The following is a 24,705-nucleotide window of genomic DNA, read 5'->3' as shown; positions in this document are numbered from 1 at the left end:
ACCATTTGGTGCAGCAACGCGGCTTGCGACGAAACGGGAACAGACCCTAGAGGAAAGCCTGCGGGTTGGAGTCAGCTCCAGGTCAAGCGGAAGTTTGCTGGCGATACAGGGCGATCTTCGCGCGCAATGCGTCGAGATGATCATGGTCGCGCTGGATGCGTTCCTGCAGCCGGGCCGCATGTTCTTCGAGCAGCGCCTGGCGCGCCGCCAGCGTGGTAGCGCCGCATTCGCGCAGATCGGCGTAGCGGATGATGTCGTCCAGCGCCATTCCGGTGTCTTTCAGGCGCAGGATGAAGCCGATCCACTCCAGGTCGCGTGGGCCATAGACGCGAAAACCGCTGGCATCCCGAGCAACCTGCCGCAGCAGGCCGATCTTCTCGTAATAGCGCAGCGTGTCGGCGGACAGCCCGGTACGTGCGGCGAACTGCCGGATGCTGAGGCGGACCGGCACCTCGTTCATGCCTTGATCGACCGCAGAACGACGAATTTCGGCGTGGCGGCGACCTGCTCGGCATTGCCGAACAGACGCTTGAGCTTGAGGTGATAGCCAAGGTGGCGATTGCCGACGATCCACAGCTCGCCGCCCTTGGTCAGTGCCGCCTTGGCCTGGGTGAACATGCGCCAGGCAAGGAAATCGCCGACTACCTGCTGCTGGTGGAACGGCGGATTGCACAGCACCAGATCCAGCGAGCCGGGCGGCTGCTCGGCCAGGCCGTCGCCGGCGCGGATATCGGCCGGGCGCTCGCCGAGGATCGCCCGCCAGTTCTCGCGCGCCGACTGCACCGCCATGTAGCTCTCGTCCACCAGGGTCAGCTCCGCCTGCGGGTTACCCAGCGCGTAGACGATGCCGAGCACGCCGTTGCCGCAGCCGAGGTCGGCGACACGTAGCGCGCCGAGCGCCTTGGGCAGATGCGGCAGAAAGGCGCGCGTGCCGATGTCCAGCCCTTCGCGACAGAACAGGTTGGCGTGGTTTAGCAGTTCCAGTTTTGGCTGGTCGAGCTGATAGCGGGTCGGGTAGGGCGACCGCGGTACCGGTTTCGCGCTTGGCGTGGCGCTGAGCAGGCGGGCCTTCTTTACCGCCAGCGAAGCCTGCACCGGGCCGATGTACTGCTCCAGCAGATCGCCGGCGGCACGCGGCAGGTGCTTGATCATCGCCGCCGCGATCACCTGCGAGCCGGGCGCCAGCTGGCCGTGCAGACGGATCAGCTGTTCTTCCAGCAGGGCAAGGGTCTTCGGTACGCGAATCAGCACCCGGTCGAACGGACCCTCGGCGACCTCGCTGGCGGGAACGAAACGCACGCGGTCGGCCGGCAGGTCGTTGCGTGCCAGATTCTTCTGCAGGGCCAGATGGGCCAGATGCGAATCGCCGCTGCTGGTCACTTCGACATGCGCGGCCAGCGCGCAGGCCAGCGCACCGAAGCTGTCATTGAGAATCAGCACCCGCGTGGCGGCCGGCAGACGCTGTTCATGCAACGTGGCGAGCAGGTATTCGTCGGCGGCGTCGAAGGCCTGCAACGGCTCGTTGGGCTGCTCCGGCTGGCGGATCAGGTCGAGGCTGGCGTACGGGGTGTCGAGAATAGGCATGAGAACTGGCGGTGTTTATCTGCGTCGGAAAGGAGTATCAACAATTCACGGGCGCTGCGAGCGGCAGGTCCGGCAGATGCTCGGAGGGAGCGAAGTATGACCGCCAGCGAAGAGAAGTTCACCCGCCAGCGCCTGCTCGAGGTGCAGACGCTGACGCCCAACCTGTTCACCCTGCGCACCAGCCGCGACCCCGGCTTTCGTTTCACTGCCGGGCAGTTCGCCCGCCTCGGCGTGCGCAAGCCCAGCGGCTGTATCGTCTGGCGCGCCTATTCGATGGTCTCGGCGCCGCACGACGAGTTTCTCGATTTCTTCTCCATCGTGGTGCCGGACGGCGAATTCACCAGCGAGCTGAGCCGGCTCAAGGTCGGCGACGAGTTGCTGGTGGACAAGCAGGCCTTCGGCTTCCTGACGCTGGATCGCTTTCCCGATGGCCGTGACCTCTGGCTGCTGGCCACCGGCACCGGTATCGCGCCGTTCCTGTCGATCCTGCAGGACTTCGAGGCCTGGCAGCGCTTCGAGCGCATCATTCTCGTCTACAGCGTGCGCGAAGCCCGCGAACTGGCCTATCAGCAGCTGATCGCCGAACTGCCGCAGCGCGACTACCTGGAAGGTCTGGGCGCGAAGCTGCTGTACCTGCCGGTAGTCACGCGCGAACGGGTGCCCGGCGCGCTGCAAGGGCGCATCACCACGCTGATCGAGAACGGCGAGCTGGAGCGCGCCGCCGATCTGCAGCTGACGCCCGAGCATTCGCGGATCATGCTCTGCGGCAACCCGCAGATGATCGAGGACACCCGTGCGGTACTGAAAGCCCGCGATCTGAACCTGGCGATGACCCGCAGGCCGGGCCAGGTGGCAGTGGAGAACTACTGGTAGCCGGAACGCGGCCCTGGCGGGTCGTCGGTGGTAGGCAAGCACTGCGGCGTTTCCCACTCGGCGGCTTGGAAAATGAGTAGGGTGGATGGCCGAAGCCATCCACGCGCGAGCCGCGGCGTTTCTGCACTTGGCCTTGTCCATGCCGCCCGCTTGGAAAGTTGCTTCACGGCCCCGGTTTGGTGTCCGAATGGCTTTCTCAAATGAAAAGCCCCCGCCGGACAATCCCGGCGGGGGCTTTTTCTTGTCGCTTGCAGCTCGAGGCTGGTGGCTGCCTTAGACGACGCCCTGGGCCAGCATGGCATCGGCGACCTTGACGAAGCCGGCGATGTTGGCGCCTTTGACGTAGTTGATCCGGCCGTTTTCCTCGCCGTGGGCGACGCAGGCGTGGTGGATCGACTGCATGATGCCGTGCAGCTTGGTATCCACCTCACCGGCGGTCCAGTGCAGGCGCATGGCGTTCTGGCTCATCTCCAGACCGCTACAGGCCACACCACCGGCATTGGATGCCTTGCCCGGTGCGTAGAGGATGCCGGCCTCGAGGAACAGGTCTACGGCCTCCAGGGTGGACGGCATGTTCGCGCCTTCGGCCACGCAGATGCAGCCGTTCTTCAGCAGTGCGCGGGCGTCTTCGCCATCCAGTTCGTTCTGCGTGGCGCAGGGCAGGGCGATGTCGCACGGCAGGTTCCACGGACGCTGATCGGCCAGGTAGGTCACGCCGAACTGCGTGCCCATCTCCTCGAGTCGACCGCGACGAACGTTCTTCAGGTCCATCAGGTAGGTCCACTGCTCGGCAGTCATGCCGTCCGGGAAGTGCAGGGTGCCGCCCGAGTCGGACAGCGAGACGACCCGGCCACCCAGTTCCATGACCTTCTGCGCCGCGTACTGCGCGACGTTGCCGGAACCGGAGATCGCCACGCGCTTGCCGTCGAAGCTGCTGTGGCTGCTCTTGAGCATTTCCTCGGCGAAGTACACGCAGCCGTAGCCGGTGGCTTCCGGGCGGATCAGACTGCCGCCGTAGGCCAGGCCCTTGCCGGTCAGGACGGAAGTGAACTGGTTGGACAGGCGCTTGTACTGGCCGAAGAGGAAGCCGATCTCGCGACCGCCGACGCCGATGTCACCGGCTGGCACGTCGAGGTCGGCGCCGATGTGGCGGTACAGCTCGCTCATGAACGACTGGCAGAAGCGCATGACCTCGTTGTCGCTCTTGCCCTTGGGATTGAAGTCCGAGCCGCCCTTGCCGCCGCCCATGGGCAGCGACGTCAGGGAGTTCTTGAAGACCTGTTCGAAGGCCAAGAACTTGAGGACGCCGAGATTGACCGAGGGATGAAAGCGCAGACCGCCCTTGTACGGGCCGATGGCGCTGTTCATCTGGATGCGGAAACCGCGGTTGACCTGGACGCGGCCCTGATCGTCGACCCACGGCACGCGGAAGATGATGGCGCGCTCCGGCTCGACCATGCGCTCGATGATGCCGGCCTGCATGTAGTGCGGGTGGGCTTCGAGGAAGGGCCAGAGGCTGCGAACCACTTCTTCCACCGCCTGGTGGAACTCGGGTTGGTGGGGGTCGCGTTGCTTCAGTCGGGCGAGAAAGGCATCAACGGTTTCGATCATCAGTAGGCCCTCGGCGACCGCTTGTTGGCAGTCATTGATAATTTTGGCGGGCGACTGTAACAAACCTGATTTGCACCGCGGAAGTGCGTTGTAGCTCGATTGCGCTTATCGATGGTGCGTCGAGAGGTGAGCTGACTGGCGTAAGGTATCGCTCAGAGCGCCTCTGGGACGGGTGTTTCAAGATGCTTCTGGAGGGGCGAGCCTACCGCTGGATCAATTTGCGCCGAAATGTCGCATTTAGCGCATCATTTTTGTGCGGGGGCGGCGCGTTACTCCGCCAGTTCGCAGCGGTTGCGACCGCTGCGCTTGGCGCGCAGCAGGGCCAGGTCGGCGCGGTTGATGGTATTGGAGTAGGTTTCGTCGGCATGCAGTTCGGCGATGCCCATGCTGGCGGTGACGCCGAGCAGGTCGTCGTTCACCCGCACGCCCAGAGACGCGATGCTGTCGCCCAGGCGGCGCATGACCGGTTGGGCGGTCGCGGCAGTGCACTCGGGCATCAGGATGAGGAATTCTTCGCCGCCCCAGCGCCCGCACAGATCATGTTCGCGTATTTCCGACTCCATGACCCGCACCACCTCGATCAGCACCCGGTCACCGACTTCATGGCCGTACTCGTCGTTGATCACCTTGAAACGATCGATATCCAGCATCACCACGGCCAGCGGTCGCGCATAGCGCTTGGCGCGCTCGCTTTCCTCGCGCAAGCGTTCGGTGAGCAGCCGGCGGTTGGCGATCCCGGTGAGGGAGTCCAGGGTCGAGGCCTCACGCAGCGAGGCGTTGAGGTCCTGCATCATCATTTGGTAGCGGTCCGAGATGCGCGCGACCTTTTCCAGCTGGCGCAGCTGCTTGTCGAAACGCGCCGCCAGGCTCAGCTCGCGTTCGCGGGCGATGCTCTGGTAGCCATCCGACACGCGAGCGATGCGCTCGATGCGCCCGAGCAGATCGTGATGGGCGCTCCACAGCTGGCTGAGGGCCTCCTTCAGTGGGTGGCCTTCGAACTCTGGATTGGCAAGGAGACCGGCGATCTCCTGTTCTAGCGGCGATGGCCCGCGCATATCGACCTTCCGTCAGTCGTGGCTCTGGATGGCAAAGGGGAAGGTGCAGTCTTCCTTGAACTCTTCGGCCAGCTCGACCACACGCTCGTTGCGGATGTCGTAGTACCAGTTGACCGCCACCTGGCGACCGTCCTGGAAGGCCGCTTCGAGCAGGTCGAAGATGTCCATCATCGCCTTGATGCTGCTGGTGTTGAGGTACAGCAGGCGCAGCTCGAGGCTGAGTGGGTGGCTGGCCTGGGCGAGAAAGCGTTCGATCCACTCGTAGACCTGATGGAACAGCTCGTAGGAATTCTCAGGGTAGGAATCGCCCTGCATCGAGACGATGCCTTTTTCCCAGTCGGACTGGATTTCAGGGGTGGACTGGCTGCCGGGGATGGAAAAGTCGTTCATGGGGATGCTCTTGGGATTCAGATGACGGCGCTCAGGCTGATGAAAGACAGTTCGTCGGAGACTGGCTGCAACGAGGCCTTGAGCGGTTCGCTGGACTTGCGGGCGATGTCGATCAGGCCAAGCCCTGCGCCAGACGCCACGTGCTCGTCGCGCGGCTTGCGCAGTTGTTCCTTGTACAAAGCCTTCAGTTCGGCTTTGTCTTTCTTCGCCAGTTCCGCGATGGCATCGAGCAGTACCTGGCCATCGGCGGTTTCGATCAGGTTGCCGGCCGAGACGACGTAGCGGCCCTGCTCATCGCGGGCGACCACTACGGTGGCCCCGGCCTGCTGATCGGACCAGTTCTTCTCGCGGGTGTAATGACGGATGTTCTGGGTCATCTCGATGTATACGGCGAACACATCCATGGCCGATGACGGGTGGGCCTGTTCTTCGGCCATGTAATTGCGCAGCGCGTTGCCTATCTCTTCGATCAGGCTGCGCGAGATAGGGCCGTTGAAGCACAACATGATCTGTTGCTGGTTGTAGCATTCGCGCATCGCGAACATGTCAATGGGGGCCATGGCCAACTCCCTGTCTCAATCGAAACGGAAACATAACATCGTGATGTCGTCGCGCTGCGGAAATTCTCCCTGGTAGCGCGCCAGTGCGAGGCTGAAGGCTTCGCCCTGTTCAGCCAGCGGACGCCTTGCATGCTCACGGATCATGCTGGCGAAGCGGCTGTTGCCGAAGCCGTAGCCCTGGTCGCCGCCGGCCTGGTCGAGGAATCCGTCGGTGGTCATGTAGAAGGTCCGGCCTGACCGCAGGTCGATACTGGTGTTGTGGTACTCGCCGACGCGCTTGTCGCCGATCGCCCGGCGTGCCGCCTTGACCTCGTGAACGTCCTCGCCGTCACAGTAGTACAGAGCGATCTTCGCGCCGGAATAATGCACCTTGCGCCGCTTGAGATCGACATAGGCCAGGCCGATGTCCATGTTGGTGGCCAGCGCGTGGGCATCATCCTCTTCCTTGAGCATGCTGCGCACGATGGCGTCGGTACGCGCCAGCGCCGCGGCCGGATCGGCCAGGCCGGTGCTGCCGAGTGCCTGATCGATCACGGCATGGGCCAGCATGGTCATCAGGGCGCCGGGTACGCCATGGCCGGCGCAGTCGACCACGCCAAACAGACAGCCGTGGTCGTCGGCGCGATAGACATAGAAGTCACCACCAACGACATCGCGCGGCCGCCACAGCACCGCATGGCGATCGCCCATGGCGCTGACCAGCTGCCGGTTCGGCAGGATCGAGCGCTGGATGAGGCTGGCGTAATCGATGGAGTCGTCGATCTTCTTGTGTGCCGCGGCCATGTCCCGGTTGGCCTGTTCCAGGTCGCGGGTGCGCTCGCGTACGCGGTTCTCCAGCTCGCTGGTGTGGCTGCGCACCTTCTGTGCCATGGCGCCGAAGGCTGCACTGAGCTCGCCGATCTCATCCTGGCGATGCAGCGGCAGCGGCGCGTCGTACTGCCCGGCCGCCAGCGCCTGGGCGCTGCGGCGTAGCTGGCGCAGCGGCTTGAGCACGCGCTTCTCCACCAGCCAGGCGCCACCGCCGATCAGCAGCAGGAACAGCACGAGGAACAGTCCGATGGCCGGCAGCAGCGGACGCACCTCGACCACCTGCGCGGTGCTCAGGTCGACGGCGCTGGCGACGAACCACTGCAGTTCCGGAATCCAGCTCAGCGCCAGCAACCGCGGGGCGCCATCCAGCGTGACCCGAACGGTCGCCACGCTGCCCGGACTGTCGCGGCTTTCGGCCATGGCCTGGCGTACCGCCGACGCAGCGCTGAGGTCGTCGAGCAGGCCGAGGATGTTGGTGGACAGCGAGCGCCCCCGTGCCGTCTCGGCATTCAGGGTGACGAGGTTCTGGTTGGGGTGGACCAGGATGGAGCCGAAGGCGTCGAGCACCATCGACTCGACACCGACCTTGCCAGAGGCGATGAAGTCATCGAGAAAGGCCTTCAGGCTGATACCCGAGCCGACCAGGCCCAGGCGGCGCTCGCCATCGCGTACCTGCACGTTGAACCATACCTTCAGCTCGCCGGTCACGACCGAACGATCGACGTTGATGGCGTAAGGGGCATCGCTTTGCAGGGTCAGGTAGAACCACTCGTCGCGCGGGTTGTCCGGACTCATCTGATAGCGCGGCGCATCGCTGCGTGGCTGATCGGGCCCGTTGGAGTAGTAGCTGTTGCTATGCGCCGACGCGGCGAAGTAGGCGTGATCGCCGAGTGCCTGCTGGTAGCCGGCGGCTTCCTTGAAAAAGATCTCACGCTTGGCTGGATCGCGCTCATCGCTCAGCCAGGCGAGGGTCAGCTGCGAGGCCGCCAGCCGTTGAGCCAGGGCCAGCTCACGGGAGACCGGCGCGAACAGGCGCTCGCGGTTGAGTTGCACGACATTGCGTGCATAGGCTTCGCCAAAGCGATGCTGCACACCGAGCAGCGCTTCGCGGCCGATGAAGCCGGCAAACACGAAGGCCAGCAGGCAGCTGAGCAACAAGGCCAGCAGTGATTTGCCGCGCAGTCCCAAGGCTGCCATGCGAGTTCCTTTCCTGTCGCGAAGTCGTGGCGCGGTAGATGATTGCCGGCCGGGGTCAGAGAGGGCGGCAATTATCCGACATAAGGCATTTTGCTACTATTTTGTTCGTCGCCTTTCTGACGCAAGAACGGAGCCATAAGGCTCCGTTCGGGTTTTCCACAGCGTTATTGCGCGAGCTTCTTGTACTTGACGCGGTGCGGCTGGGAGGCGGCGTCACCGAGGCGTTTCTTGCGATCGGCTTCGTACTCGGTGTAGTTGCCTTCGAAGAACACCACGCTGCCATCGTCCTCATAGGACAGGATGTGAGTGGCGACCCGGTCAAGGAACCAGCGGTCGTGAGAGATCACGATGGCCGAACCGGGGAAGTCCAGCAGCGCCTCTTCCAGCGAGCGCAGGGTCTCGACGTCGAGGTCGTTGGACGGTTCGTCGAGCAGCAGCACGTTGGCGCCCTGCTTGAGGGTCAGCGCCAGGTGCAGGCGACCGCGCTCCCCGCCGGAGAGGTCCTTGACGAACTTCTGCTGGTCGGCGCCCTTGAAGTTGAAGCGGCCGACGTAGCTGCGCGACGGTACCTCGTAGTTGCCGATGCGGATCTGGTCGAGGCCGTCGGAAACCGCTTCCCAGACCGTCTTGCCGCCGTCCAGGTCGTCACGGCTCTGGTCAACGCAGGCCAGCTGCACGGTTTCGCCGATCTCGATGCTGCCCGAATCCGGGGTTTCCTTGCCCATCAGCATGCGGAACAGTGTGGACTTGCCCGCGCCGTTGCCGCCGATCACGCCGACGATGGCGCCCTTCGGTACGCTGAAGGACAGGTCGTCGATCAGTACGCGATCGCCGTAGCCCTTGCGCACGTTCTTCAGCTCGATGACCTTGTCGCCCAGGCGCTGGCCGGCCGGGATGTAGATCTCGTTGGTCTCGCTGCGCTTCTGGAATTCCTGCGACTGCATTTCCTCGAAGCGCTGCAGGCGGGCCTTGGACTTGGACTGGCGGGCCTTGGCGCCCTGGCGCACCCACTCCAGTTCCGCCTTCATGGCCTTCTTGTGTGCCGACTCCTGCTTGGCTTCCTGCTCCAGGCGCGCGGCCTTGGCTTCCAGCCACTGCGAGTAGTTGCCCTCGAAGGGTATGCCCTGGCCGCGGTCGAGTTCGAGAATCCAGCCGGCGACGTTGTCGAGGAAGTAGCGGTCGTGGGTGATCGCCACCACTGTGCCGGGGAAGTCGTGGAGGAAATGCTCCAGCCAGGCCACCGAGTCGGCGTCCAGGTGGTTGGTCGGTTCGTCCAGCAACAGCATGTCGGGGGCCGACAGCAGCAGGCGGCACAGCGCGACGCGGCGCTTCTCGCCACCGGACAGGTGGCCGACCTTGGCGTCCCACGGCGGCAGGCGCAGTGCGTCGGCGGCTACTTCCAGCTGGCGCTCCAGGTTGTGGCCATCGGAGGCCTGCAGGATCGCCTCGAGCTTGGCCTGCTCGGCGGCCAGCGCGTCGAAGTCGGCGTCTGGCTCGGCATAGGCGGCATAGACGGCATCCAGACGGGTCTGGGCGTCCTTGATCACGCTGACCGCTTCCTCGACGATCTCGCGCACGGTCTTCTCGGGATCGAGCTGCGGCTCCTGCGGCAGGTAGCCGACATTGATGCCCGGCATGGCGCGGGCTTCGCCGTCGAACTCGGTGTCGACGCCGGCCATGATGCGCAGCAGGGTGGACTTACCGGCGCCGTTCAGGCCGAGCACGCCGATCTTGGCGCCGGGGAAGAACGACAGGGAAATGTTCTTGAGGATCTCACGCTTCGGCGGAACGACCTTGCTCAGCCGGTGCATGGTGTAGACGTATTGAGCCATGGAAACAGATGCCCGTGACAGTGGTGATGGATGCCGCCCCGAAGCCGTCAGGGCCGGGAAGAAAAGGGTGGCATGTAAAGGGCGCAAAGCTACCCGAATGGGCCGGTCAGGGCAAACCGCGGCGGTGCTGTCGGTGGGGCCTGCGCGGGTCGGTAGGGCGCTCGCGTTCATGCTGACCATGACCAGCGCTCATACCCGCAACGGCGTGGATGGGGTAGAATCCGCGCCTCACTTTTTAACCGCCAGCTGACCTCAGAGGACTGCCATGTTCAGCCGTGATTTGACCCTCGCCAAATACGACGCCGAGCTTTTCGCTGCCATGCAGCAGGAAGCCAAGCGTCAGGAAGACCACATCGAGCTGATCGCCTCGGAGAACTACACCAGCCCGGCGGTGATGGAAGCCCAGGGTTCGGTGCTGACCAACAAGTACGCCGAAGGCTACCCGGGCAAGCGCTACTACGGCGGTTGCGAGTACGTCGACGTGGTCGAACAGCTGGCCATCGATCGCGCCAAGCAGCTGTTCGGCGCCGACTACGCCAACGTCCAGCCGCACGCCGGCTCGCAGGCCAACGCCGCGGTTTACCTCGCCCTGCTCAGTGCAGGTGACACCATTCTCGGCATGAGCCTGGCCCACGGCGGCCACCTGACCCACGGCGCTTCCGTGTCGTCCTCCGGCAAGCTGTACAACGCCGTGCAGTACGGCATCAACGATCAAGGCCTGATCGACTACGACGAAGTCGAGCGCCTGGCCGTCGAGCACAAGCCGAAGATGATCGTCGCCGGCTTCTCCGCCTATTCGCAAAAGCTGGACTTTGCCCGCTTCCGCGAGATCGCCGACAAGGTCGGTGCGTATCTCTTCGTCGACATGGCGCACGTCGCCGGTCTGGTTGCTGCTGGCGTTTACCCGAACCCGGTACCGTTCGCCGACGTCGTTACCACCACCACCCACAAGACCCTGCGCGGCCCGCGCGGCGGCCTGATCCTGGCCAAGAAGAACGAGGAGATCGAGAAGAAGCTCAACTCCGCGGTCTTCCCGGGCGCCCAGGGCGGCCCGCTGGAGCATGTCATCGCGGCCAAGGCGGTGTGCTTCAAGGAAGCCCTGCAGCCCGAGTTCAAGGCCTACCAGCAGCAGGTGGTGAAGAACGCCCAGGCCATGGCGGAAGTGTTCATCCAGCGCGGCTTCGACGTGGTTTCCGGCGGCACCCAGAACCACCTGTTCCTGCTCAGCCTGATCAAGCAGGACATCACCGGTAAGGACGCGGACGCCGCCCTGGGTCGCGCCCACATCACCGTGAACAAGAACAGTGTGCCGAACGATCCGCGTTCGCCGTTCGTCACCTCCGGCCTGCGCATCGGTACTCCGGCGGTCACCACTCGTGGTTTCGGCGAAACCGAGTGCCGCGAGCTGGCCGGCTGGATCTGCGACATCCTCGACAACATGGGCGACGAGTCGGTGATCGAAGCGGTCCGTGGCAAGGTCGAAGCCGTCTGCGCCAAGTTCCCGGTATACGGCAACTAAGCGTCAAGGCGCTGCAAACGGAAGGCCCGCGCAAGCGGGCTTTCTGCTTTCTGGCGCCGGCAACCGCTGTTGGCTTGATCCTGATCGGTCGCTTCGGGCGTGCGCCACGCTAGACTCCGCACACCGCTCATCGGAGTTCTGGCATGTTCAAAAACGCCACAGGCGTGATCCTTCCTCCGCCAATCATCTATCTGCTGTTTCTCGCGGTCGCCTGGTTGCTCGAGGCGCTGCTGCCCGTTGCGCTACCGAAGAATATCTGGACGGATTACCTCGGTTGGGGGCTAATCGATGCCGGCGTATTGCTGATGCTCTGGGCCGGTTTGTTGATGCTCTGGCGCAAGACCACGGTCAATCCCTACGGCAAGCCGGCGAAATTGCTGGAGGAGGGGCCGTTCCGCTTTTCGCGCAATCCGATCTACCTGGCCGACAGCCTCATTTACCTCGGCATCGCGCTGCTATGGGCGTCGCTGTGGCCGTGGCTGCTGTTCCCTGCGGTGATCGTGACCATGCAGCGTGGCGTCATCGTGCATGAGGAGCGGCTGCTCATCCAGCTGTTCGGCGATGACTATCGGGCCTACTGCGCGCGCGTCCGCCGCTGGTTGTGACGGCGGCTTCGGCTGGTACTGTCCTATAGTGAACCCAGACTTCGCGGAGTAATGCCATGAGTGATTCGTCCAGTGAGCGCCGGCGCTTTCAGCGCATCGAGTTCGACGCAGCCACCGAACTGGTGCAGGGTGAGCGTTGCTGGTCGGTAGAGCTGCATGACCTGTCGCTGAAGGGGCTGCTGGTTCGTCGTCCGGCCGACTGGAGCGCTGACGCCGAGCAACCCTTTGCAGCACGGGTGCGCCTCGCCTACGACGCCGAGGTGCGCATGGAGGTAAGCATGGCTCACGAGGAAGGCGAGTTGATCGGCTTCGTCTGCCAGCACATCGACCTCGACTCGATCGCTCATTTGAGACGTCTGGTCGAACTCAACCTTGGCGACGAAGCGCTGCTGGAGCGTGAGCTGGCGGCGCTGGGCGGCGCCTAGCAGCTCACTCGAACAGCGCGTCGAGGGCCTGCTCCAGACGTGTCACGGCAATGATCTGCAGGCCGGGCGGGGCCTCTTTCGGCGCATTGCCCTTGGGCACGATGGCGCGCTTGAAGCCGTGCTTGGCGGCTTCCTTCAGGCGTTCCTGGCCGCTCGGCACCGGGCGGATCTCGCCGGACAGGCCCACCTCGCCGAACACCAGCAGATCGGTATCCAGCGGGCGGTTGCGCAGGCTGGAAATCACTGCCGCCATCAGCGCCAGGTCCGCCGCCGTCTCCAGTACCTTCACGCCGCCCACCACGTTGATGAACACGTCCTGGTCGTAGGTCGGGATGCTGCCGTGGCGGTGCAGTACGGCGAGCAGCATGGCCAGGCGGTTCTGGTCCAGGCCGAGGGTGACGCGGCGCGGGTTGGCCAGGTGGCTGGTGTCGACCAGCGCCTGCACTTCCACCAGCATCGGCCGGGTACCTTCCCAGGTCGCCATCACCACGCTGCCGGGCACCGCTTCCTGAGCGCGGGTGAGGAAGATCGCCGAGGGGTTGGTGACTTCCTTCAGGCCCTTGTCGGTCATGCCGAACACGCCCAGTTCGTTGACGGCGCCAAAGCGGTTCTTCACCGCGCGCAACAGGCGCAGGCGGCCATCGGATTCGCCCTCGAAATACAGCACCGTATCGACCATGTGCTCGAGCACGCGCGGGCCGGCCAGCGCGCCTTCTTTGGTGACGTGGCCGACCAGGAAGATCGCCGTGCCACTCTGCTTGGCGAAACGCACCAGCAACGCCGCGCTCTCACGCACCTGGGCTACGCCACCGGGCGCCGATTGCAGCTGCTCGGTGAAGATGGTCTGGATCGAGTCGATGACCATCACCTTGGGCTTTTCCAGCCGCGCGGTGGCGATGATCGACTCGATGCAGGTTTCGGTCATCACCTTGAGCCTGTCCTGCGGCAAGTCCAGACGGCGCGCGCGCATCGCCACCTGCTGCTGGGATTCCTCGCCGGTGACATACAGCGCCGGGAAGCGCTGGGCGATGGCGCACAGGGTTTGCAGCAGGATGGTCGACTTGCCGATGCCTGGGTCGCCGCCGATCAGCACCACCGAGCCGTCCACCAGGCCGCCGCCGAGCACGCGATCCAGCTCGCCGGAAGCGGTTGAGAATCGTGGTACTTCCTCGACGCTGACCTCGGCGAGCGTCCTGATGTTGGCCTGCTCCCCTGCCCAGCCTGCGCGGCCGGAGGGCGGTGCCGCACCCTCGATGATCGTTTCCACCAGCGTATTCCAGGCGCCACAGTCACCGCACTGGCCGGCCCATTTCGGGAAGGTCGAGCCGCATTCGGTGCAGCCATACATGCGCTTGGCCTTGGCCATGGGAAACTCCGGGTCTGATTGGTGGTGTCGCATGATAACGGCTGACTTGATCGCCATCAGCCACAAGCGGCGAGGCAGCGGCCAGACTGTAAACAAATCGAACAGGAGTGAGCGCCATGCGACATCTGTTGTTTCTGCATCTGCTGGGCGCCAGTGTCTGGGTTGGCGGGCATCTGGTACTGCTGTTCAGTGTTCTGCCGGGTGCCCTGCGTCGCCGCGATGTGCAACCGGTACGCCAGTTCGAACAACTCTACGAGCGCGTCGGGATTCCTGCGCTGCTGGTGCAGATCGTCAGCGGGCTCTGGCTGGCCAGCCTCTGGCTGCCCCATGGGCAATGGTTCGATTCGTCGCCCATGGCGCATCTGGTGCAAGCCAAGCTGGTACTGCTCGGATTTACCGCGCTGCTCGGCGTGCATGCGCGGCTGGCATTGATTCCCAAGCTGGATGCGCAGCGCCTGCCGCAACTGGGGCTACACATCGTGCTGATCACCTTGACTGCGGTTGCCTTCGTCTGGGTCGGCTCCGGGTTCCGCTTCGGTGGATTGTTCTAGCGGGCCAGACAGCAAGAAGCCCGCACATGGCGGGCTTCCCTTCACGGGTAGGCGCTATCAGCCGCAGCAACCGCCGCAGCAGCTGCCCGAGGCGCGCTTGATGTCGCGGGCGATGTCGTCCTTCATCGCCACGCGCTCCTGCTTGAGGGCATTGAGCGCGCTGTCGTCTAGAGTTTCGACACCGTCTTCGACGCGGCAGATGCGCTTGTCCAGCGCTTCGTATTCATCCGCTTTGCGGGCGAAGGCCGGATCTTCCTGACGCAGTTTCTGCAACTGCTCGCGTTTCTCAGGGAAATCCTTGATCAGTGGGTGATGTTCGACGTGCATGGAAACCGCTCCGGTTTGTCAGGAAGGCGTTTACCTTAGTCTCCTTCCTCCGAGAACCGGTTGACGGCGATCAAGCGAACCTCATTCGCAATAACCGGTCGATGAAAGGCGTTCTGTCGTGGCCTGCGCCGGCAAGCTCGCCTATGCTCTACCACGGCGTTCACCGCCATGTCCGCGGGGGGCGTGGCGGGCGGCCCGGTCATCCACTAAAGGAAAATCTACGTATGAGTCTGATCAACGAATTCAAGGCGTTTGCCGTGCGGGGAAATGTCGTCGACATGGCCGTGGGTATCGTCATCGGCGCTGCGTTCGGCAAGATCGTGTCGTCGTTCGTCGACGGGGTGATCATGCCGCCGCTGGGGCTGCTGATCGGCGGTATGGACTTCTCGGATCTGGCGATAGTGCTCAAGGACGCCGTCGGCGAGGCCCCTGCGGTGGTGCTGCGGTACGGTGCATTCATTCAGACCGTGGTGGATTTCGTGATCATCGCCTTTGCCATCTTTATGGCGATCAAGGCGATCAACCATCTCAAGCGCAAGGAAGCCGAGGCGCCATCTGCGCCGCCAGCGCCCTCCAAGGAAGAGTTGTTGCTGACCGAGATACGCGACCTGCTCAAGGAGCAGAGGGGAAGCTGAAACGGGGGCCGTTACCCGGCGGCTGGCGCCGGGTAACGGGGAGCGATCACTCTGGCTTCGGAGTGTTCGCGGTGCTGGCGGGAAGTACCGGATAGGCGACTTGCGGCTGCTCGCCGGTCACGCTGTGCAGGAACGCAGTAATCGCGCTGACTTCGTCCTTGTCCAGTTTACGGCCCAGTTGGCTGTCACCCATGATCGCAACGGCCTGTTCGAGCTCCCAGACCTCACCACTGTGGAAGTACGGCGGGGTCAGCGCGACATTGCGCAGCGGCGCGGCACGGAAGACGTACTCGTCGCTGGCGGTATTGGTCACCGCGAAGCGTCCCTTGTCGCCGGTCGGCAGTACTTCGGCTCCGGGCTTCTTGATCACGCCGAAGGGGAAGTAACCCTGACCGCCAAGGTTGACGCCGTTGTGGCAGGAAGAGCAGCCGGCGTCCATGAACAGGGCGAGCCCCTGTTTCTGTTTGTCGTCCAGCGCCCCGTCCTCACCCTTGAGGAAGCGGTCGAACGGCGAGTTCGGCGTGGTCAGGCTGACTTCGAAGGCTTCCAGGGCGTAGGCCATGTTGTCGAAACTGACCGGCTCCTTGTCGTTGGGGAAGGCCTTCTTGAACTCGGCGGCGTACTCCGGAATGCTCTGCAGCGTCGAGACGACACGCTCGGGCGTACTGTTCATTTCCACGCTTGCCTGGACCGGCCCCTTGGCCTGTTCCTGCAGATCCTTGGCGCGTCCGTCCCAGAACTGCGCGGCGTTGAATACGGCGTTCAGCACGGTGGGCGAGTTGCGCGGGCCCTTCTGCCAGCCGTGACCGATCGAGGTTGGCACGTTGTCGCTGCCGCCGATGCTCAGGTTGTGGCAGGTGTTGCAGCTGATGACGTGACTGCTGGACAGGCGCGGGTCGAACCAGAGTTTGTGACCGAGCATTGCCTGATCTTCGCTGACCTTCTGACCGCGGACCTCGGTGACCTTGTCCGGAATCGGTTTGAACATCGCGTTGGCGCGCTCACGCAGCTCATCAGCGTTCGCTGCGCTGGTCATTAGTAGGCTGCTAAGCAATAACGGAATAGAAGGGCGCATCACGGAAGCTCCTTTTGTGTTGGCTGGCTCTAGGAGGCGCCTTTTCGTCAAGTGGCCGGTTGACCCACATCAAGATCTGCGAACAGATCGGACACCATCGATTGTTTCTACATATGTCGGCATGCGTCGGCCAACGAAAGAGCAGCGAACCCCGGTCAGCCACATCCGGCGGTCGCCGGCCAGGAGACACCGGCTTCAACCTTGCGGCGCGGCTGGCTCGGCGCGAGAATGACGCGCATCAATCGTGGCTGCGCGCCACCCCGTCAAGGATTCCCGATGCCTGAAACTGTCGCTGCCGGCCTGCGCCTGGCACCCGATGCGCTGACCCGTCCCTTCGAGCCCAGCCAATTCAACTTCAAGACCACCGCCGAGCTTGAGCCCTTTCTCGGCGTACTCGGCCAGGAGCGCGCGGTCGAGGCGCTGCAGTTTGGCGTGGCGATGCCGCGCCCGGGCTATAACGTCTATGTCATGGGCGAGCCCGGCACCGGGCGTTTTTCCTTCGTGCGACGGTATTTGAAGGCCGAAGGGAAACGACTGGAGACGCCGTCGGATTGGGTCTATGTGAACAACTTCGACGAGCCTCGCGAGCCGCGCGTGCTCGAGCTGCCACATGGCGGTGCCGCTGCGTTCATCGCCGATATCAATCAGTTGATCGACAACCTGCTGGCGACCTTTCCGGCGGTATTCGAGCATCCGAGTTTCCAGCAGAAGAAGAGCGCCATCGACCGCGGCTTCAATCAGCGCTACGACAAGGCCTTGGATGTGATCGAGAAGCTCGCCCTGGAAAAGGAGATCGCTCTCTATCGCGACAGCACCAACATCGCCTTCACACCCATGAAGGAAGGCAAGGCGCTGGACGAAACAGAGTTCGCGCAGCTGCCGGAGAGCGAGCGCGAGCGTTATCACGAGGACATCTCCGCGCTGGAAGTGCGGCTGAACGAAGAGCTGGCGAGCCTGCCGCAGTGGAAGCGCGAGTCGACCAACCAGCTGCGCCAGCTCAACGATGAAACCATCAGCCAGGCGCTGCAGCCGCTGCTCGCGCCGCTGTCCGAGAAATATGCGGAGAACGCAGGTATCGAAGCGTACCTGCAGGCGGTGCAGGTCAACCTGTTGAAGACGGTGGTCGAGCAACTGGTCGACGAGAACCGTCCGGAAGCGCAGAACCGGGTGCTGCTGGAAGAGCAGTACAGCCCGAGCCTGGTGGTCGGCCATCCGGTCGATGGTGGCGCACCGGTGGTATTCGAGCCGCACCCGACCTACGACAATCTGTTCGGTCGAATCGAGTACAACACCGATCAGGGCGCGCTCTACACCAGCTACCGCCAGCTGCGCCCGGGCGCCCTGCACCGCGCCAATGGCGGTTTTCTGATGCTCGAGGCCGAGAAACTGCTCAGCGAGCCCTTTGTATGGGAAGCGCTCAAGCGGGCCCTGCAGTCACGCAAACTGAAGATGGAGTCGCCGCTCGCCGAGCTGGGCCGCCTGGCCACCGTGACGCTGACGCCGCAGGTGATCCCGCTGAACGTCAAGGTGATCATCATCGGCTCGCGCCAGCTCTATTACACGCTGCAGGACCTGGATCCGGACTTCCAGGAGATGTTCCGCGTGCTGGTGGACTTCGACGAGGACATTCCGCTGGCGGAGGACAGCCTCGAGCAGTTTGCGCAGCTGATGAAGACCCGCACTTCGGAAGAGGGCATGGCGCCGCTAACCGCCGCGGCCGTCGCGCGTCTGGCTACCTACAGCGCACGCCTGGCCGAACATCAGGGGCGCTTGTCGGCACGTATCGGCGACCTGTTCCAGCTGGTCAGCGAGGCCGATTTCATTCGCCAGCTGGCCAAGGACGAGGTCACCGATGTCGGTCACATCGAGCGTGCGCTGAAGGCCAAGGCCACGCGCACCGGTCGGGTTTCGGCGCGGATACTCGAGGATATCCTTGCCGGGGTGATCCTGATCGACAGCGAAGGCGCAGCGATCGGCAAGTGCAACGGGCTGACTGTGCTGGAAGTCGGCGATTCGGCCTTTGGCATGCCGGCGCGCATCTCCGCCACCGTCTACCCGGGCGGTTCGGGGATCGTCGACATCGAGCGCGAGGTCAATCTCGGCCAGCCGATCCACTCCAAAGGGGTGATGATTCTCACTGGCTACCTCGGCAGCCGCTATGCCCAGGAGTTTCCGCTGGAAATCTCGGCAAGCATCGCGCTCGAGCAGTCCTACGGCTACGTCGACGGTGACAGTGCCTCGCTGGGCGAATGCTGTGCGCTGATCTCGGCGCTGTCGCGTACACCGCTCAAGCAGTGTTTCGCCATTACCGGCTCGATCAACCAGTTCGGCGAAGTGCAGGCGGTCGGCGGGGTCAACGAGAAGATCGAGGGCTTTTTCCGCCTTTGCGAAGCACGTGGGCTGACCGGCGAGCAGGGGGTGATCATCCCCTTTGCCAACGTCACCACACTGATGCTCGATGAGCGTGTGCTCGAAGCGGTACGCCAGCAGCGATTCCACGTCTATGCTGTAAGACAGGTGGATGAGGCTTTATCGCTTCTGGTCGGCGAAGACGTCGGTGCCGCCAACGAACAGGGGCACTTCCCCAAGGGCAGCGTCAACGCCAGGGTGGTCGAGCGTCTGCGTGATATTGCCGAGATCGAAATGGAAGACGAAGGCAAGAGCGAGTCGGCGACCGCCGATCAGGCACCGTCCACGCCTGAGGGTGGAGATTGACTGCGCCATTGTGCGGTTTTTGAACGGAACGATAGCGCCAGCGGCGGGTCTGCAATGGAGGAGGGCATCCACCCTCCATCCACATGGTTATCCACAGCTTCAGGGGATAAACAGGCTTGCGCGCCCACCCGGACAGGGTGTCTCCCGCGTCGGCCGATGCGAGGACCGCCACCATGCCGCACAACTTGTGTCTGAACCGCCAGTGCCTGGGCCTGGTTACCCGAATCGAATGCGCTATACGCCCGCTTGCCGGCGGTAACGGTTTGTGGACGTTGCTCTGCGCCGCCGGACTGGCCGATGGTCAGCCCACCGCCATCAAGGTGCAGGGCCCGTTCCACGGGCCTGCCAAGGCCGAGTCGGTGCTCGCTGCGATCGCCGACAACCTGATGGGGCAGGGTTACGCCGAGTCGACCGATCCATCCATCTGGCAGCTGCACATGCAAGCCGAGCTGCGCCGCGTCAACGCCAACCAAGGGCGCTTTCTGAGCGGTTGGGAATAGTTGCGCTCGACGGCCGAGCACGTCGCGGCCAATCGTTCCAGGCGAATTGGCCGCGTGATGCCCTTGTGCTTATCCACATGCCGGATAGCGCTCCCTGACTGCCTTGGTGCACTCGTCCCTGCTGCGTATACTCGCGTCCTTCGTCATTTCCCGTGTGAGACCTCATGGAGCGTATTCTCGAAAATGCCATGTATGCCGCTCGCTGGCTGCTGGCTCCCATCTATTTCGGCCTGGCGTTCGCTCTGCTGGCGCTGGCGATCAAGTTCTTCCAGGAAATATTTCATATCCTCCCGGCGATTCTCTCGCTCGGCGAGGCCGAGCTCATCCTCAAGCTCCTGTCGCTGATCGACATGGCGTTAGTCGGTGGTCTGCTGGTGATGGTGATGATCTCCGGCTACGAGAATTTCGTTTCGCAGCTCGACATCGAAGAGGGCAAGGAAAAGCTCGACTGGCTCGGCAAGATGGATTCCGGCTCGCTGAAAATGAAGGTCGCGGCCTCCATCGTCGCCATCTCCTCAATCCACCTGCTGCGTATGTTCATGGATGCGCAGCAGCTGGAGAGCGAAAAGCTGATGTGGTACGTGATCATCCATCTGACGTTCGTGGTCTCGGCGTTCGCCATGGGCTACCTCGACAAGCTCACCAAGCACTGAGTGTGTCGCAGGGCTGAACGGAAAAGCTGTACAGAAATTTTTTTTTGTTAAATATTCTGTATCGGATTTTCCGGGGAGCCCGCCATGAACCTCCAAGACCTTGTCCGGCACGCCGATGCCGGTCACATCGACGCCCTCGAGCTGATCTCCCTCGAGGGCGGCATCTACATCCTCGATATCTATCTGCAAGGCCAGCGTCACAGCCTGGTCGATGAGCTCGGTCGCGTCTGGCATCTGCGTTCGGTCGAGCATGCCCGTGATCTGCTGCGGGAACTGCCCGAGCTGCCTTTCCATCTGGTGCAACAGTCGCCCTACGATGAGATGTGCGGCCTGTCCGAGGGGCTGCGCGAGCCTTTGCGCGTACCTATCGGTATGCGCTCGCAGTGGTGAGCCGAGCATTGTCACCGCGCCGGAGGGGCGCAGCATCCGGCAGCCAGAGTGTCGCCGCGTTGCGGCTGGTGCTTGGCGATCAGTTGAGCTTCGAGCTGTCCGCGCTGAGCGGCCTGGACCCATCGCGTGATCGGGTGTTGTTGGCCGAGGTAGCTGAGGAGGCTGGTCATGTCCCGCACCACCCACAGAAGATCGTCTTTCTGTTCAGTGCCATGCGCCATTTCGCCGAAGCGCTTCGCGAACGTGGCGTGGCAGTGGATTACGTGCGGCTCGATGATCCGGCCAACAGCGGCTCTCTGGCGGGTGAGCTGGCCCGCTTTGCCGCATTGCACCGGCCCGAAACAATACACATCACCGAAACCGGCGACTGGCGCGTCGAGCAGTCGCTGAAGGGCACGGGGTTGCCAATCAACTGGCATGAAGATCGGCGCTTTCTCTGCTCGCGCAGCGAGTTCGCACGCTGGGCGCGGGGCAAGCAGCAGTTGCGCATGGAGTTCTTCTACCGGGATATGCGGCGTCGAACCGGGTTGCTGCTGAATCCGGATGGCTCGCCGGAGGGCGGTGTCTGGAATCTCGACTCTGACAACCGTAAGCCGTTGCCGCGTGGCACGCGTGGCTTTCTCAGGTCGCGTTTTGCCTGCGATGGCATCACCCGCGAGGTGCTGGTGCTGGTCGAAGCGCGTTTCGCGCATCACTACGGGCGCCTCGACAGCTTCGATTATCCAGTGACCCACGCCGAGGCCGAGCGGCTCTGGAAGCACTTTCTGGATTTCGGCCTGGCGGCGTTCGGTGATTACCAGGACGCCATGGCCAGCGGCGAACCCTTCCTGTTTCATGCGCGCATCGGCGCTGCGCTCAATGTGGGTCTGCTCGATGTACGCCGACTGTGCCTCGATGTCGAGGCGGCGTACCGTGAAGGGCGCGTTGCGTTGAACGCGGCCGAGGGTCTCATTCGCCAGCTGATCGGCTGGCGCGAGTATGTGCGCGGTATCTACTGGCTGCAGATGCCCGACTATGCGCGGCGCAATGCATTCGGCAACGACCGACCACTGCCGGAGTTCTACTGGACCGGTCGGACGCGGATGAACTGCATGCGCCAGGTGATCGGCCAGACGCTCGAACTGGCCTACGCGCATCATATCCAGCGGCTGATGGTGACGGGCAACTTCGCCCTGCTCGCGGGTATCGCACCGCCTGCGCTGTGCGACTGGTACCTGGCCGTGTACATGGATGCCTTCGAGTGGGTGGAGCTGCCAAACGTGCTTGGCATGGTGCTGCACGCCGACGGCGGTTACCTGGGGTCCAAGCCCTACTGCGCGAGCGGCCAGTACATCAAGCGGATGTCCGATTACTGCCAGGGCTGCTCATACAGGGTGGCCGAGAGCACGACGAAGGACGCCTGCCCATTCAACGCGCTGTACTGGCACTTCCTGATGCGCCACCGTGAGCGGCTGCAGGACAATCCACGAATGGCCATGGTCTATCGCAACCTGACCCGCATGGACGAGGCTAGGCAGCAGGCGCTCTGGCAGCGTGGCGAAGCGCTGCTGGCACGGCTGGATGCTGGGGATTCCTTGTGAGAAGGAAGGCCGACCTGCCATCGAAGATCTGTGCCCGCTGTGGTCTGCCGTTCAGCTGGCGCAGGAAGTGGGCGCGCTGCTGGGACGAAGTGCGTTACTGCTCGCAGCGCTGCCGACGCATGTGAGGGCCAGGCTGCGACGACTCCGGCTATCCGGCTGTGCTAGGCTGGCCGACCTTTTTTACCTGACCGGAGCCCGGCATGACCGAACTCAATCTCTCCACCGACGAAACCCGCGTCAGCTACGGCATCGGCCGTCAGCTGGGTGACCAGCTGCGTGACAACCCGCCGCCGGGTGTCAGCCTCGACGCGGTGATCGCCGGTATTCGCGACGCGTTCGCCGGTGCTGCCAGCCAGGTGAGCCCCGAGGCGCTGAACGCCAGCTTCGCGGTGATCCGCCAGCGCATGCAGGTCGAAGCTCAGCAGAAGGCCGAGGCCGCCGCTGCCGAAGGCCGTGCCTTCCTCGCCGAGAACGCCAAGCGCGACGGCGTGGTGGTGCTGGAATCCGGCCTGCAGTATGAAGTGCTGTCCGCAGGCGACGGCGCCAAGCCGACCCGCGAAGACAGCGTGCGGACCCACTACCACGGCACCCTGATCGACGGTAGCGTGTTTGACAGCTCCTACCAGCGCGGCCAGCCGGCCGAGTTCCCGGTCGGAGGCGTCATCGCCGGCTGGACCGAGGCGCTGCAGCTGATGAATGCCGGTAGCAAATGGCGCCTCTATGTGCCGAGCGAACTGGCCTATGGTGCGCAGGGCGTCGGTAGCATCCCGCCCCACAGTACGCTGGTGTTCGACGTCGAACTGCTGGACGTGCTCTGACGCGGTTGCGATCGACGGTCTCTCGGTAGCTGTCGCGCGCAATGCGCGGCGGCGCTGGCCACGGGACGCGCGTGTTCCCACCTCGGTGCGCGCGTTCAGGTCTCGATCAGCTCAGGGGCGCAATGCCCGGGCATAGCTGAACAGAAACAGATTGCGGATCTGCTCCTTGAGCACGCAAGGTTCGTTCGTACTGAGTTCCTGCAGGTCGAGATCGCCCTGCTCGCGCAGCTCCTCCAGCGCCTCTCCATCCAGTGAAACGCACACCGCGCCGGTATTGCGGTCGAGTATGCGAAGGTAGGGCTGCGGCCGGTCCAGCCAGGCGTCGATCAGATAAGTCATGCGGCATCTCCAATTCAATCTCTTAATGAGAATAATTGTTATTTGCAAAGATGCAAGCGCGAATTTTCACCTACCGATCGAGTTGCGGCGAGCCAGGTAGTTATGCGGCTATAGGTGGACAGCTGCGCCGGCAGGCGACGCAGCGATGTAGCAGATCAGTGAGTGCGGGCTACTGCGAAACGGCAGAGATCGGCCAGCGCATCGCGATATTGGTTGGCCGGAACGACTTCGAGGCAGGCGATGGCACGTTCGGCATAGTCGCGGGCGAGCCTGGCGGTGTAGTCCAGGGCTCCCGAGGCTTCGACCGCAGCGCGGATGCTCTCCAGGTCTTCCAGCCCGCCTTTCTGGATGGCCTTGCGCACCAGGGCGGCCTGTTCGGCAGTGCCTTCGCGCATGGTGTAGATCAGCGGCAGCGTGGGTTTGCCTTCGGCGAGGTCGTCGCCGACGTTCTTGCCGAGGGTTTCGGTATCGCCCTGATAGTCGAGCAGGTCGTCGACCAGTTGGAAGGCAATGCCGAGGTGGTCACCGAAGGTGCGCAACGCCTCGCGCTGTTCCTCGCTGGCGGCGGCGAGCGTGGCGGCGCTGTGCGTCGAGGCCTCGAAGAGCATCGCGGTCTTGCCGCGGATGACTTCCATATAGATCTCTTCGGTGGTGCTGGCGTCGCGAACTTTCGACAGCTGCAGCACTTCGCCTTCGGCGATGACTCGGGTCGCCTGAGAAATGATGCGCATGACCGGCATCGAATCCAGCTCGACCATCATTTCGAACGAGCGTGCATATAGAAAGTCGCCAACCAGCACGCTGGGAGCATTGCCCCATAGCGCGTTGGCGGTGGAGCGGCCACGACGCATGCCGGACATATCGACGACGTCGTCATGCAGCAGCGTGGAGGTGTGAAGGAATTCGATGATGGCGGCGAGCAGGCGCAATTGCTCGCCCTGATGGCCCAGCGCGCTGCCGCTCAGCAGCACCAGCAGCGGGCGCAGGCGTTTGCCGCCGGCCGAAGTGATGTAATCCCCGATCTTTTCCACCAGAGGAACGCGCGAAGTCAGCTGCTTGCGGATGATGCCGTCGACAGCGGCAAAATCGTCCGCCACAACTTGATAGAAAGGCTGGGGTTGCATCGGGGACTCCTCGCAGATTGCGCGGCATGCTAGGGGGCGGGTCTGGCACTGTCAAGGCAACGCCCTTTGGCTATTGCGCGGGGTGTGGTGCATGCGTACAATCGCGGACCCTGAACTTCCCCCTGGGCATTTCCCTGCCTTACGCAATTGCACGGGCGTCACCTTCCGGCC

26 protein-coding genes are annotated in these 24,705 nt (G+C 63.5%); 13 read left to right on the top strand and 13 right to left on the bottom strand.

What is annotated here, in order from left to right; genetic code table 11:
* Positions 1-82: 82 nt before the first annotated feature.
* Positions 83-460, bottom strand: coding sequence for a MerR family transcriptional regulator (locus NAO55_RS14255; RefSeq protein WP_102840502.1), 378 nt, complete (start codon positions 458-460; stop codon positions 83-85).
* Positions 457-1,584, bottom strand: coding sequence for a methyltransferase (locus tag NAO55_RS14250; RefSeq protein WP_102840503.1), 1,128 nt, complete (start codon positions 1,582-1,584; stop codon positions 457-459). The genes NAO55_RS14255 and NAO55_RS14250 overlap by 4 nt, the downstream gene beginning before the upstream one ends.
* Before the next feature lie 96 nt (positions 1,585-1,680).
* Here NAO55_RS14250 and NAO55_RS14245 point away from each other — a divergent pair, with 96 nt between their 5' ends.
* A complete protein-coding gene (locus NAO55_RS14245; protein WP_102840504.1) occupies positions 1,681-2,457 on the top strand; it encodes a ferredoxin--NADP reductase in 777 nt (258 codons plus the stop codon).
* Positions 2,458-2,730: 273 nt separating this feature from the next.
* Here NAO55_RS14245 and gdhA read toward each other — a convergent pair whose 3' ends face one another.
* From gdhA to ettA, 6 genes are all read right to left on the bottom strand, one after another.
* Positions 2,731-4,068, bottom strand: coding sequence for an NADP-specific glutamate dehydrogenase (gene gdhA, locus NAO55_RS14240; protein WP_063544239.1), 1,338 nt, complete (start codon positions 4,066-4,068; stop codon positions 2,731-2,733).
* 269 nt (positions 4,069-4,337) lie between these two features.
* A complete protein-coding gene (siaD, locus tag NAO55_RS14235) occupies positions 4,338-5,123 on the bottom strand; it encodes a biofilm regulation diguanylate cyclase SiaD (protein WP_063544241.1) in 786 nt (261 codons plus the stop codon).
* Positions 5,124-5,135: 12 nt separating this feature from the next.
* Positions 5,136-5,513: a biofilm regulation phosphoprotein SiaC gene (siaC, locus tag NAO55_RS14230; protein WP_102840505.1), complete on the bottom strand. Its 378-nt coding sequence runs from the start codon at positions 5,511-5,513 to the stop codon at positions 5,136-5,138.
* Positions 5,514-5,530: 17 nt separating this feature from the next.
* A complete protein-coding gene (siaB, locus tag NAO55_RS14225; RefSeq protein WP_102840506.1) occupies positions 5,531-6,073 on the bottom strand; it encodes a biofilm regulation protein kinase SiaB in 543 nt (180 codons plus the stop codon).
* Between the two features lie 15 nt (positions 6,074-6,088).
* Positions 6,089-8,080 (bottom strand): biofilm regulation protein phosphatase SiaA, encoded by a 1,992-nt coding sequence (gene siaA / locus NAO55_RS14220; protein ID WP_102840507.1) that lies wholly within the window; start codon positions 8,078-8,080, stop codon positions 6,089-6,091.
* Between the two features lie 164 nt (positions 8,081-8,244).
* Positions 8,245-9,912: an energy-dependent translational throttle protein EttA gene (ettA, locus tag NAO55_RS14215; protein ID WP_063544247.1), complete on the bottom strand. Its 1,668-nt coding sequence runs from the start codon at positions 9,910-9,912 to the stop codon at positions 8,245-8,247.
* 265 nt (positions 9,913-10,177) lie between these two features.
* Here ettA and glyA point away from each other — a divergent pair, with 265 nt between their 5' ends.
* From glyA to NAO55_RS14200, 3 genes are all read left to right on the top strand, one after another.
* Entirely contained in the window at positions 10,178-11,431 is a 1,254-nt protein-coding gene (glyA, locus tag NAO55_RS14210) for a serine hydroxymethyltransferase (protein ID WP_102840508.1), read from the top strand.
* Positions 11,432-11,574: 143 nt separating this feature from the next.
* Positions 11,575-12,036, top strand: coding sequence for a methyltransferase family protein (locus tag NAO55_RS14205; protein WP_102840509.1), 462 nt, complete (start codon positions 11,575-11,577; stop codon positions 12,034-12,036).
* A 56-nt stretch (positions 12,037-12,092) separates the two neighbouring features.
* On the top strand, positions 12,093-12,461 hold the full coding sequence (locus NAO55_RS14200; RefSeq protein ID WP_102840510.1) for a PilZ domain-containing protein: 369 nt from the start codon (positions 12,093-12,095) through the stop codon (positions 12,459-12,461).
* 4 nt (positions 12,462-12,465) lie between these two features.
* Here the strand turns inward: NAO55_RS14200 and radA are convergent, their stop codons facing one another.
* On the bottom strand, positions 12,466-13,827 hold the full coding sequence (gene radA, locus NAO55_RS14195) for a DNA repair protein RadA (RefSeq protein WP_102840511.1): 1,362 nt from the start codon (positions 13,825-13,827) through the stop codon (positions 12,466-12,468).
* Between the two features lie 116 nt (positions 13,828-13,943).
* Between radA and NAO55_RS14190 the strand changes: the two genes are divergently transcribed.
* Entirely contained in the window at positions 13,944-14,378 is a 435-nt protein-coding gene (locus NAO55_RS14190; protein WP_014821457.1) for a CopD family protein, read from the top strand.
* A gap of 57 nt (positions 14,379-14,435) precedes the next feature.
* On the opposite strand, the gene NAO55_RS14185 is transcribed toward NAO55_RS14190, so the two are convergent.
* Positions 14,436-14,705, bottom strand: a complete 270-nt coding sequence (locus NAO55_RS14185) for an HP1242/YdcH family protein (RefSeq protein WP_003281602.1) — start codon at positions 14,703-14,705, stop codon at positions 14,436-14,438.
* A 224-nt stretch (positions 14,706-14,929) separates the two neighbouring features.
* Between NAO55_RS14185 and mscL the strand changes: the two genes are divergently transcribed.
* Positions 14,930-15,340 (top strand): large-conductance mechanosensitive channel protein MscL, encoded by a 411-nt coding sequence (gene mscL, locus NAO55_RS14180; protein ID WP_102840512.1) that lies wholly within the window; start codon positions 14,930-14,932, stop codon positions 15,338-15,340.
* A 46-nt stretch (positions 15,341-15,386) separates the two neighbouring features.
* On the opposite strand, the gene NAO55_RS14175 is transcribed toward mscL, so the two are convergent.
* Positions 15,387-16,415, bottom strand: a complete 1,029-nt coding sequence (locus tag NAO55_RS14175; protein WP_038657144.1) for a cytochrome-c peroxidase — start codon at positions 16,413-16,415, stop codon at positions 15,387-15,389.
* A 276-nt stretch (positions 16,416-16,691) separates the two neighbouring features.
* Here NAO55_RS14175 and NAO55_RS14170 point away from each other — a divergent pair, with 276 nt between their 5' ends.
* The 7 genes from NAO55_RS14170 to bamJ all read left to right on the top strand — a co-directional run bounded on the left by NAO55_RS14170 (position 16,692) and on the right by bamJ (position 23,071).
* Positions 16,692-19,130 (top strand): Lon protease family protein, encoded by a 2,439-nt coding sequence (locus tag NAO55_RS14170; RefSeq protein WP_102840513.1) that lies wholly within the window; start codon positions 16,692-16,694, stop codon positions 19,128-19,130.
* Between the two features lie 173 nt (positions 19,131-19,303).
* Positions 19,304-19,630: a PA4575 family protein gene (locus NAO55_RS14165; RefSeq protein ID WP_063544264.1), complete on the top strand. Its 327-nt coding sequence runs from the start codon at positions 19,304-19,306 to the stop codon at positions 19,628-19,630.
* A 164-nt stretch (positions 19,631-19,794) separates the two neighbouring features.
* Complete coding sequence (locus NAO55_RS14160) at positions 19,795-20,283, top strand: TIGR00645 family protein (RefSeq protein ID WP_063544266.1); 489 nt, start codon at positions 19,795-19,797, stop codon at positions 20,281-20,283.
* A gap of 84 nt (positions 20,284-20,367) precedes the next feature.
* The gene (locus NAO55_RS14155; protein ID WP_102840514.1) at positions 20,368-20,673 is read left to right on the top strand and encodes a DUF6482 family protein; all 306 of its coding nucleotides are present in this window, start codon (positions 20,368-20,370) and stop codon (positions 20,671-20,673) included.
* Positions 20,674-20,681: 8 nt separating this feature from the next.
* Positions 20,682-22,253, top strand: coding sequence for a cryptochrome/photolyase family protein (locus tag NAO55_RS14150; RefSeq protein WP_102840515.1), 1,572 nt, complete (start codon positions 20,682-20,684; stop codon positions 22,251-22,253).
* Positions 22,250-22,378: a DUF2256 domain-containing protein gene (locus NAO55_RS14145; protein WP_073865976.1), complete on the top strand. Its 129-nt coding sequence runs from the start codon at positions 22,250-22,252 to the stop codon at positions 22,376-22,378. The genes NAO55_RS14150 and NAO55_RS14145 overlap by 4 nt, the downstream gene beginning before the upstream one ends.
* A gap of 75 nt (positions 22,379-22,453) precedes the next feature.
* Positions 22,454-23,071 (top strand): BamJ family beta-barrel-assembly machinery protein, encoded by a 618-nt coding sequence (gene bamJ, locus NAO55_RS14140; protein WP_013981861.1) that lies wholly within the window; start codon positions 22,454-22,456, stop codon positions 23,069-23,071.
* 111 nt (positions 23,072-23,182) lie between these two features.
* On the opposite strand, the gene NAO55_RS14135 is transcribed toward bamJ, so the two are convergent.
* The gene (locus NAO55_RS14135; protein ID WP_049339019.1) at positions 23,183-23,410 is read right to left on the bottom strand and encodes a PA4570 family protein; all 228 of its coding nucleotides are present in this window, start codon (positions 23,408-23,410) and stop codon (positions 23,183-23,185) included.
* 155 nt (positions 23,411-23,565) lie between these two features.
* Positions 23,566-24,534: a polyprenyl synthetase family protein gene (locus NAO55_RS14130; RefSeq protein WP_102840516.1), complete on the bottom strand. Its 969-nt coding sequence runs from the start codon at positions 24,532-24,534 to the stop codon at positions 23,566-23,568.
* Between the last annotated feature and the right edge of the window lie 171 nt (positions 24,535-24,705).

Source organism: Stutzerimonas frequens (assembly GCF_024448335.1).
Taxonomy (GTDB): domain Bacteria; phylum Pseudomonadota; class Gammaproteobacteria; order Pseudomonadales; family Pseudomonadaceae; genus Stutzerimonas; species Stutzerimonas frequens.
This window is presented reverse-complemented; position numbering and strand designations above follow the sequence as displayed.

Bases quoted from the DNA above. Each gene is read 5' to 3' on its own strand.
- NAO55_RS14255 (WP_102840502.1), bottom strand. From the start codon at position 460: ATGAACGAGGTGCCGGTCCGCCTCAGCATCCGGCAGTTCGCCGCACGT.
- NAO55_RS14250 (WP_102840503.1), bottom strand. From the start codon at position 1,584: ATGCCTATTCTCGACACCCCGTACGCCAGCCTCGACCTGATCCGCCAG.
- NAO55_RS14245 (WP_102840504.1), top strand. From the start codon at position 1,681: ATGACCGCCAGCGAAGAGAAGTTCACCCGCCAGCGCCTGCTCGAGGTG.
- gdhA (WP_063544239.1), bottom strand. From the start codon at position 4,068: ATGATCGAAACCGTTGATGCCTTTCTCGCCCGACTGAAGCAACGCGAC.
- siaD (WP_063544241.1), bottom strand. From the start codon at position 5,123: ATGCGCGGGCCATCGCCGCTAGAACAGGAGATCGCCGGTCTCCTTGCC.
- siaC (WP_102840505.1), bottom strand. From the start codon at position 5,513: ATGAACGACTTTTCCATCCCCGGCAGCCAGTCCACCCCTGAAATCCAG.
- siaB (WP_102840506.1), bottom strand. From the start codon at position 6,073: ATGGCCCCCATTGACATGTTCGCGATGCGCGAATGCTACAACCAGCAA.
- siaA (WP_102840507.1), bottom strand. From the start codon at position 8,080: ATGGCAGCCTTGGGACTGCGCGGCAAATCACTGCTGGCCTTGTTGCTC.
- ettA (WP_063544247.1), bottom strand. From the start codon at position 9,912: ATGGCTCAATACGTCTACACCATGCACCGGCTGAGCAAGGTCGTTCCG.
- glyA (WP_102840508.1), top strand. From the start codon at position 10,178: ATGTTCAGCCGTGATTTGACCCTCGCCAAATACGACGCCGAGCTTTTC.
- NAO55_RS14205 (WP_102840509.1), top strand. From the start codon at position 11,575: ATGTTCAAAAACGCCACAGGCGTGATCCTTCCTCCGCCAATCATCTAT.
- NAO55_RS14200 (WP_102840510.1), top strand. From the start codon at position 12,093: ATGAGTGATTCGTCCAGTGAGCGCCGGCGCTTTCAGCGCATCGAGTTC.
- radA (WP_102840511.1), bottom strand. From the start codon at position 13,827: ATGGCCAAGGCCAAGCGCATGTATGGCTGCACCGAATGCGGCTCGACC.
- NAO55_RS14190 (WP_014821457.1), top strand. From the start codon at position 13,944: ATGCGACATCTGTTGTTTCTGCATCTGCTGGGCGCCAGTGTCTGGGTT.
- NAO55_RS14185 (WP_003281602.1), bottom strand. From the start codon at position 14,705: ATGCACGTCGAACATCACCCACTGATCAAGGATTTCCCTGAGAAACGC.
- mscL (WP_102840512.1), top strand. From the start codon at position 14,930: ATGAGTCTGATCAACGAATTCAAGGCGTTTGCCGTGCGGGGAAATGTC.
- NAO55_RS14175 (WP_038657144.1), bottom strand. From the start codon at position 16,415: ATGCGCCCTTCTATTCCGTTATTGCTTAGCAGCCTACTAATGACCAGC.
- NAO55_RS14170 (WP_102840513.1), top strand. From the start codon at position 16,692: ATGCCTGAAACTGTCGCTGCCGGCCTGCGCCTGGCACCCGATGCGCTG.
- NAO55_RS14165 (WP_063544264.1), top strand. From the start codon at position 19,304: ATGCCGCACAACTTGTGTCTGAACCGCCAGTGCCTGGGCCTGGTTACC.
- NAO55_RS14160 (WP_063544266.1), top strand. From the start codon at position 19,795: ATGGAGCGTATTCTCGAAAATGCCATGTATGCCGCTCGCTGGCTGCTG.
- NAO55_RS14155 (WP_102840514.1), top strand. From the start codon at position 20,368: ATGAACCTCCAAGACCTTGTCCGGCACGCCGATGCCGGTCACATCGAC.
- bamJ (WP_013981861.1), top strand. From the start codon at position 22,454: ATGACCGAACTCAATCTCTCCACCGACGAAACCCGCGTCAGCTACGGC.
- NAO55_RS14135 (WP_049339019.1), bottom strand. From the start codon at position 23,410: ATGACTTATCTGATCGACGCCTGGCTGGACCGGCCGCAGCCCTACCTT.
- NAO55_RS14130 (WP_102840516.1), bottom strand. From the start codon at position 24,534: ATGCAACCCCAGCCTTTCTATCAAGTTGTGGCGGACGATTTTGCCGCT.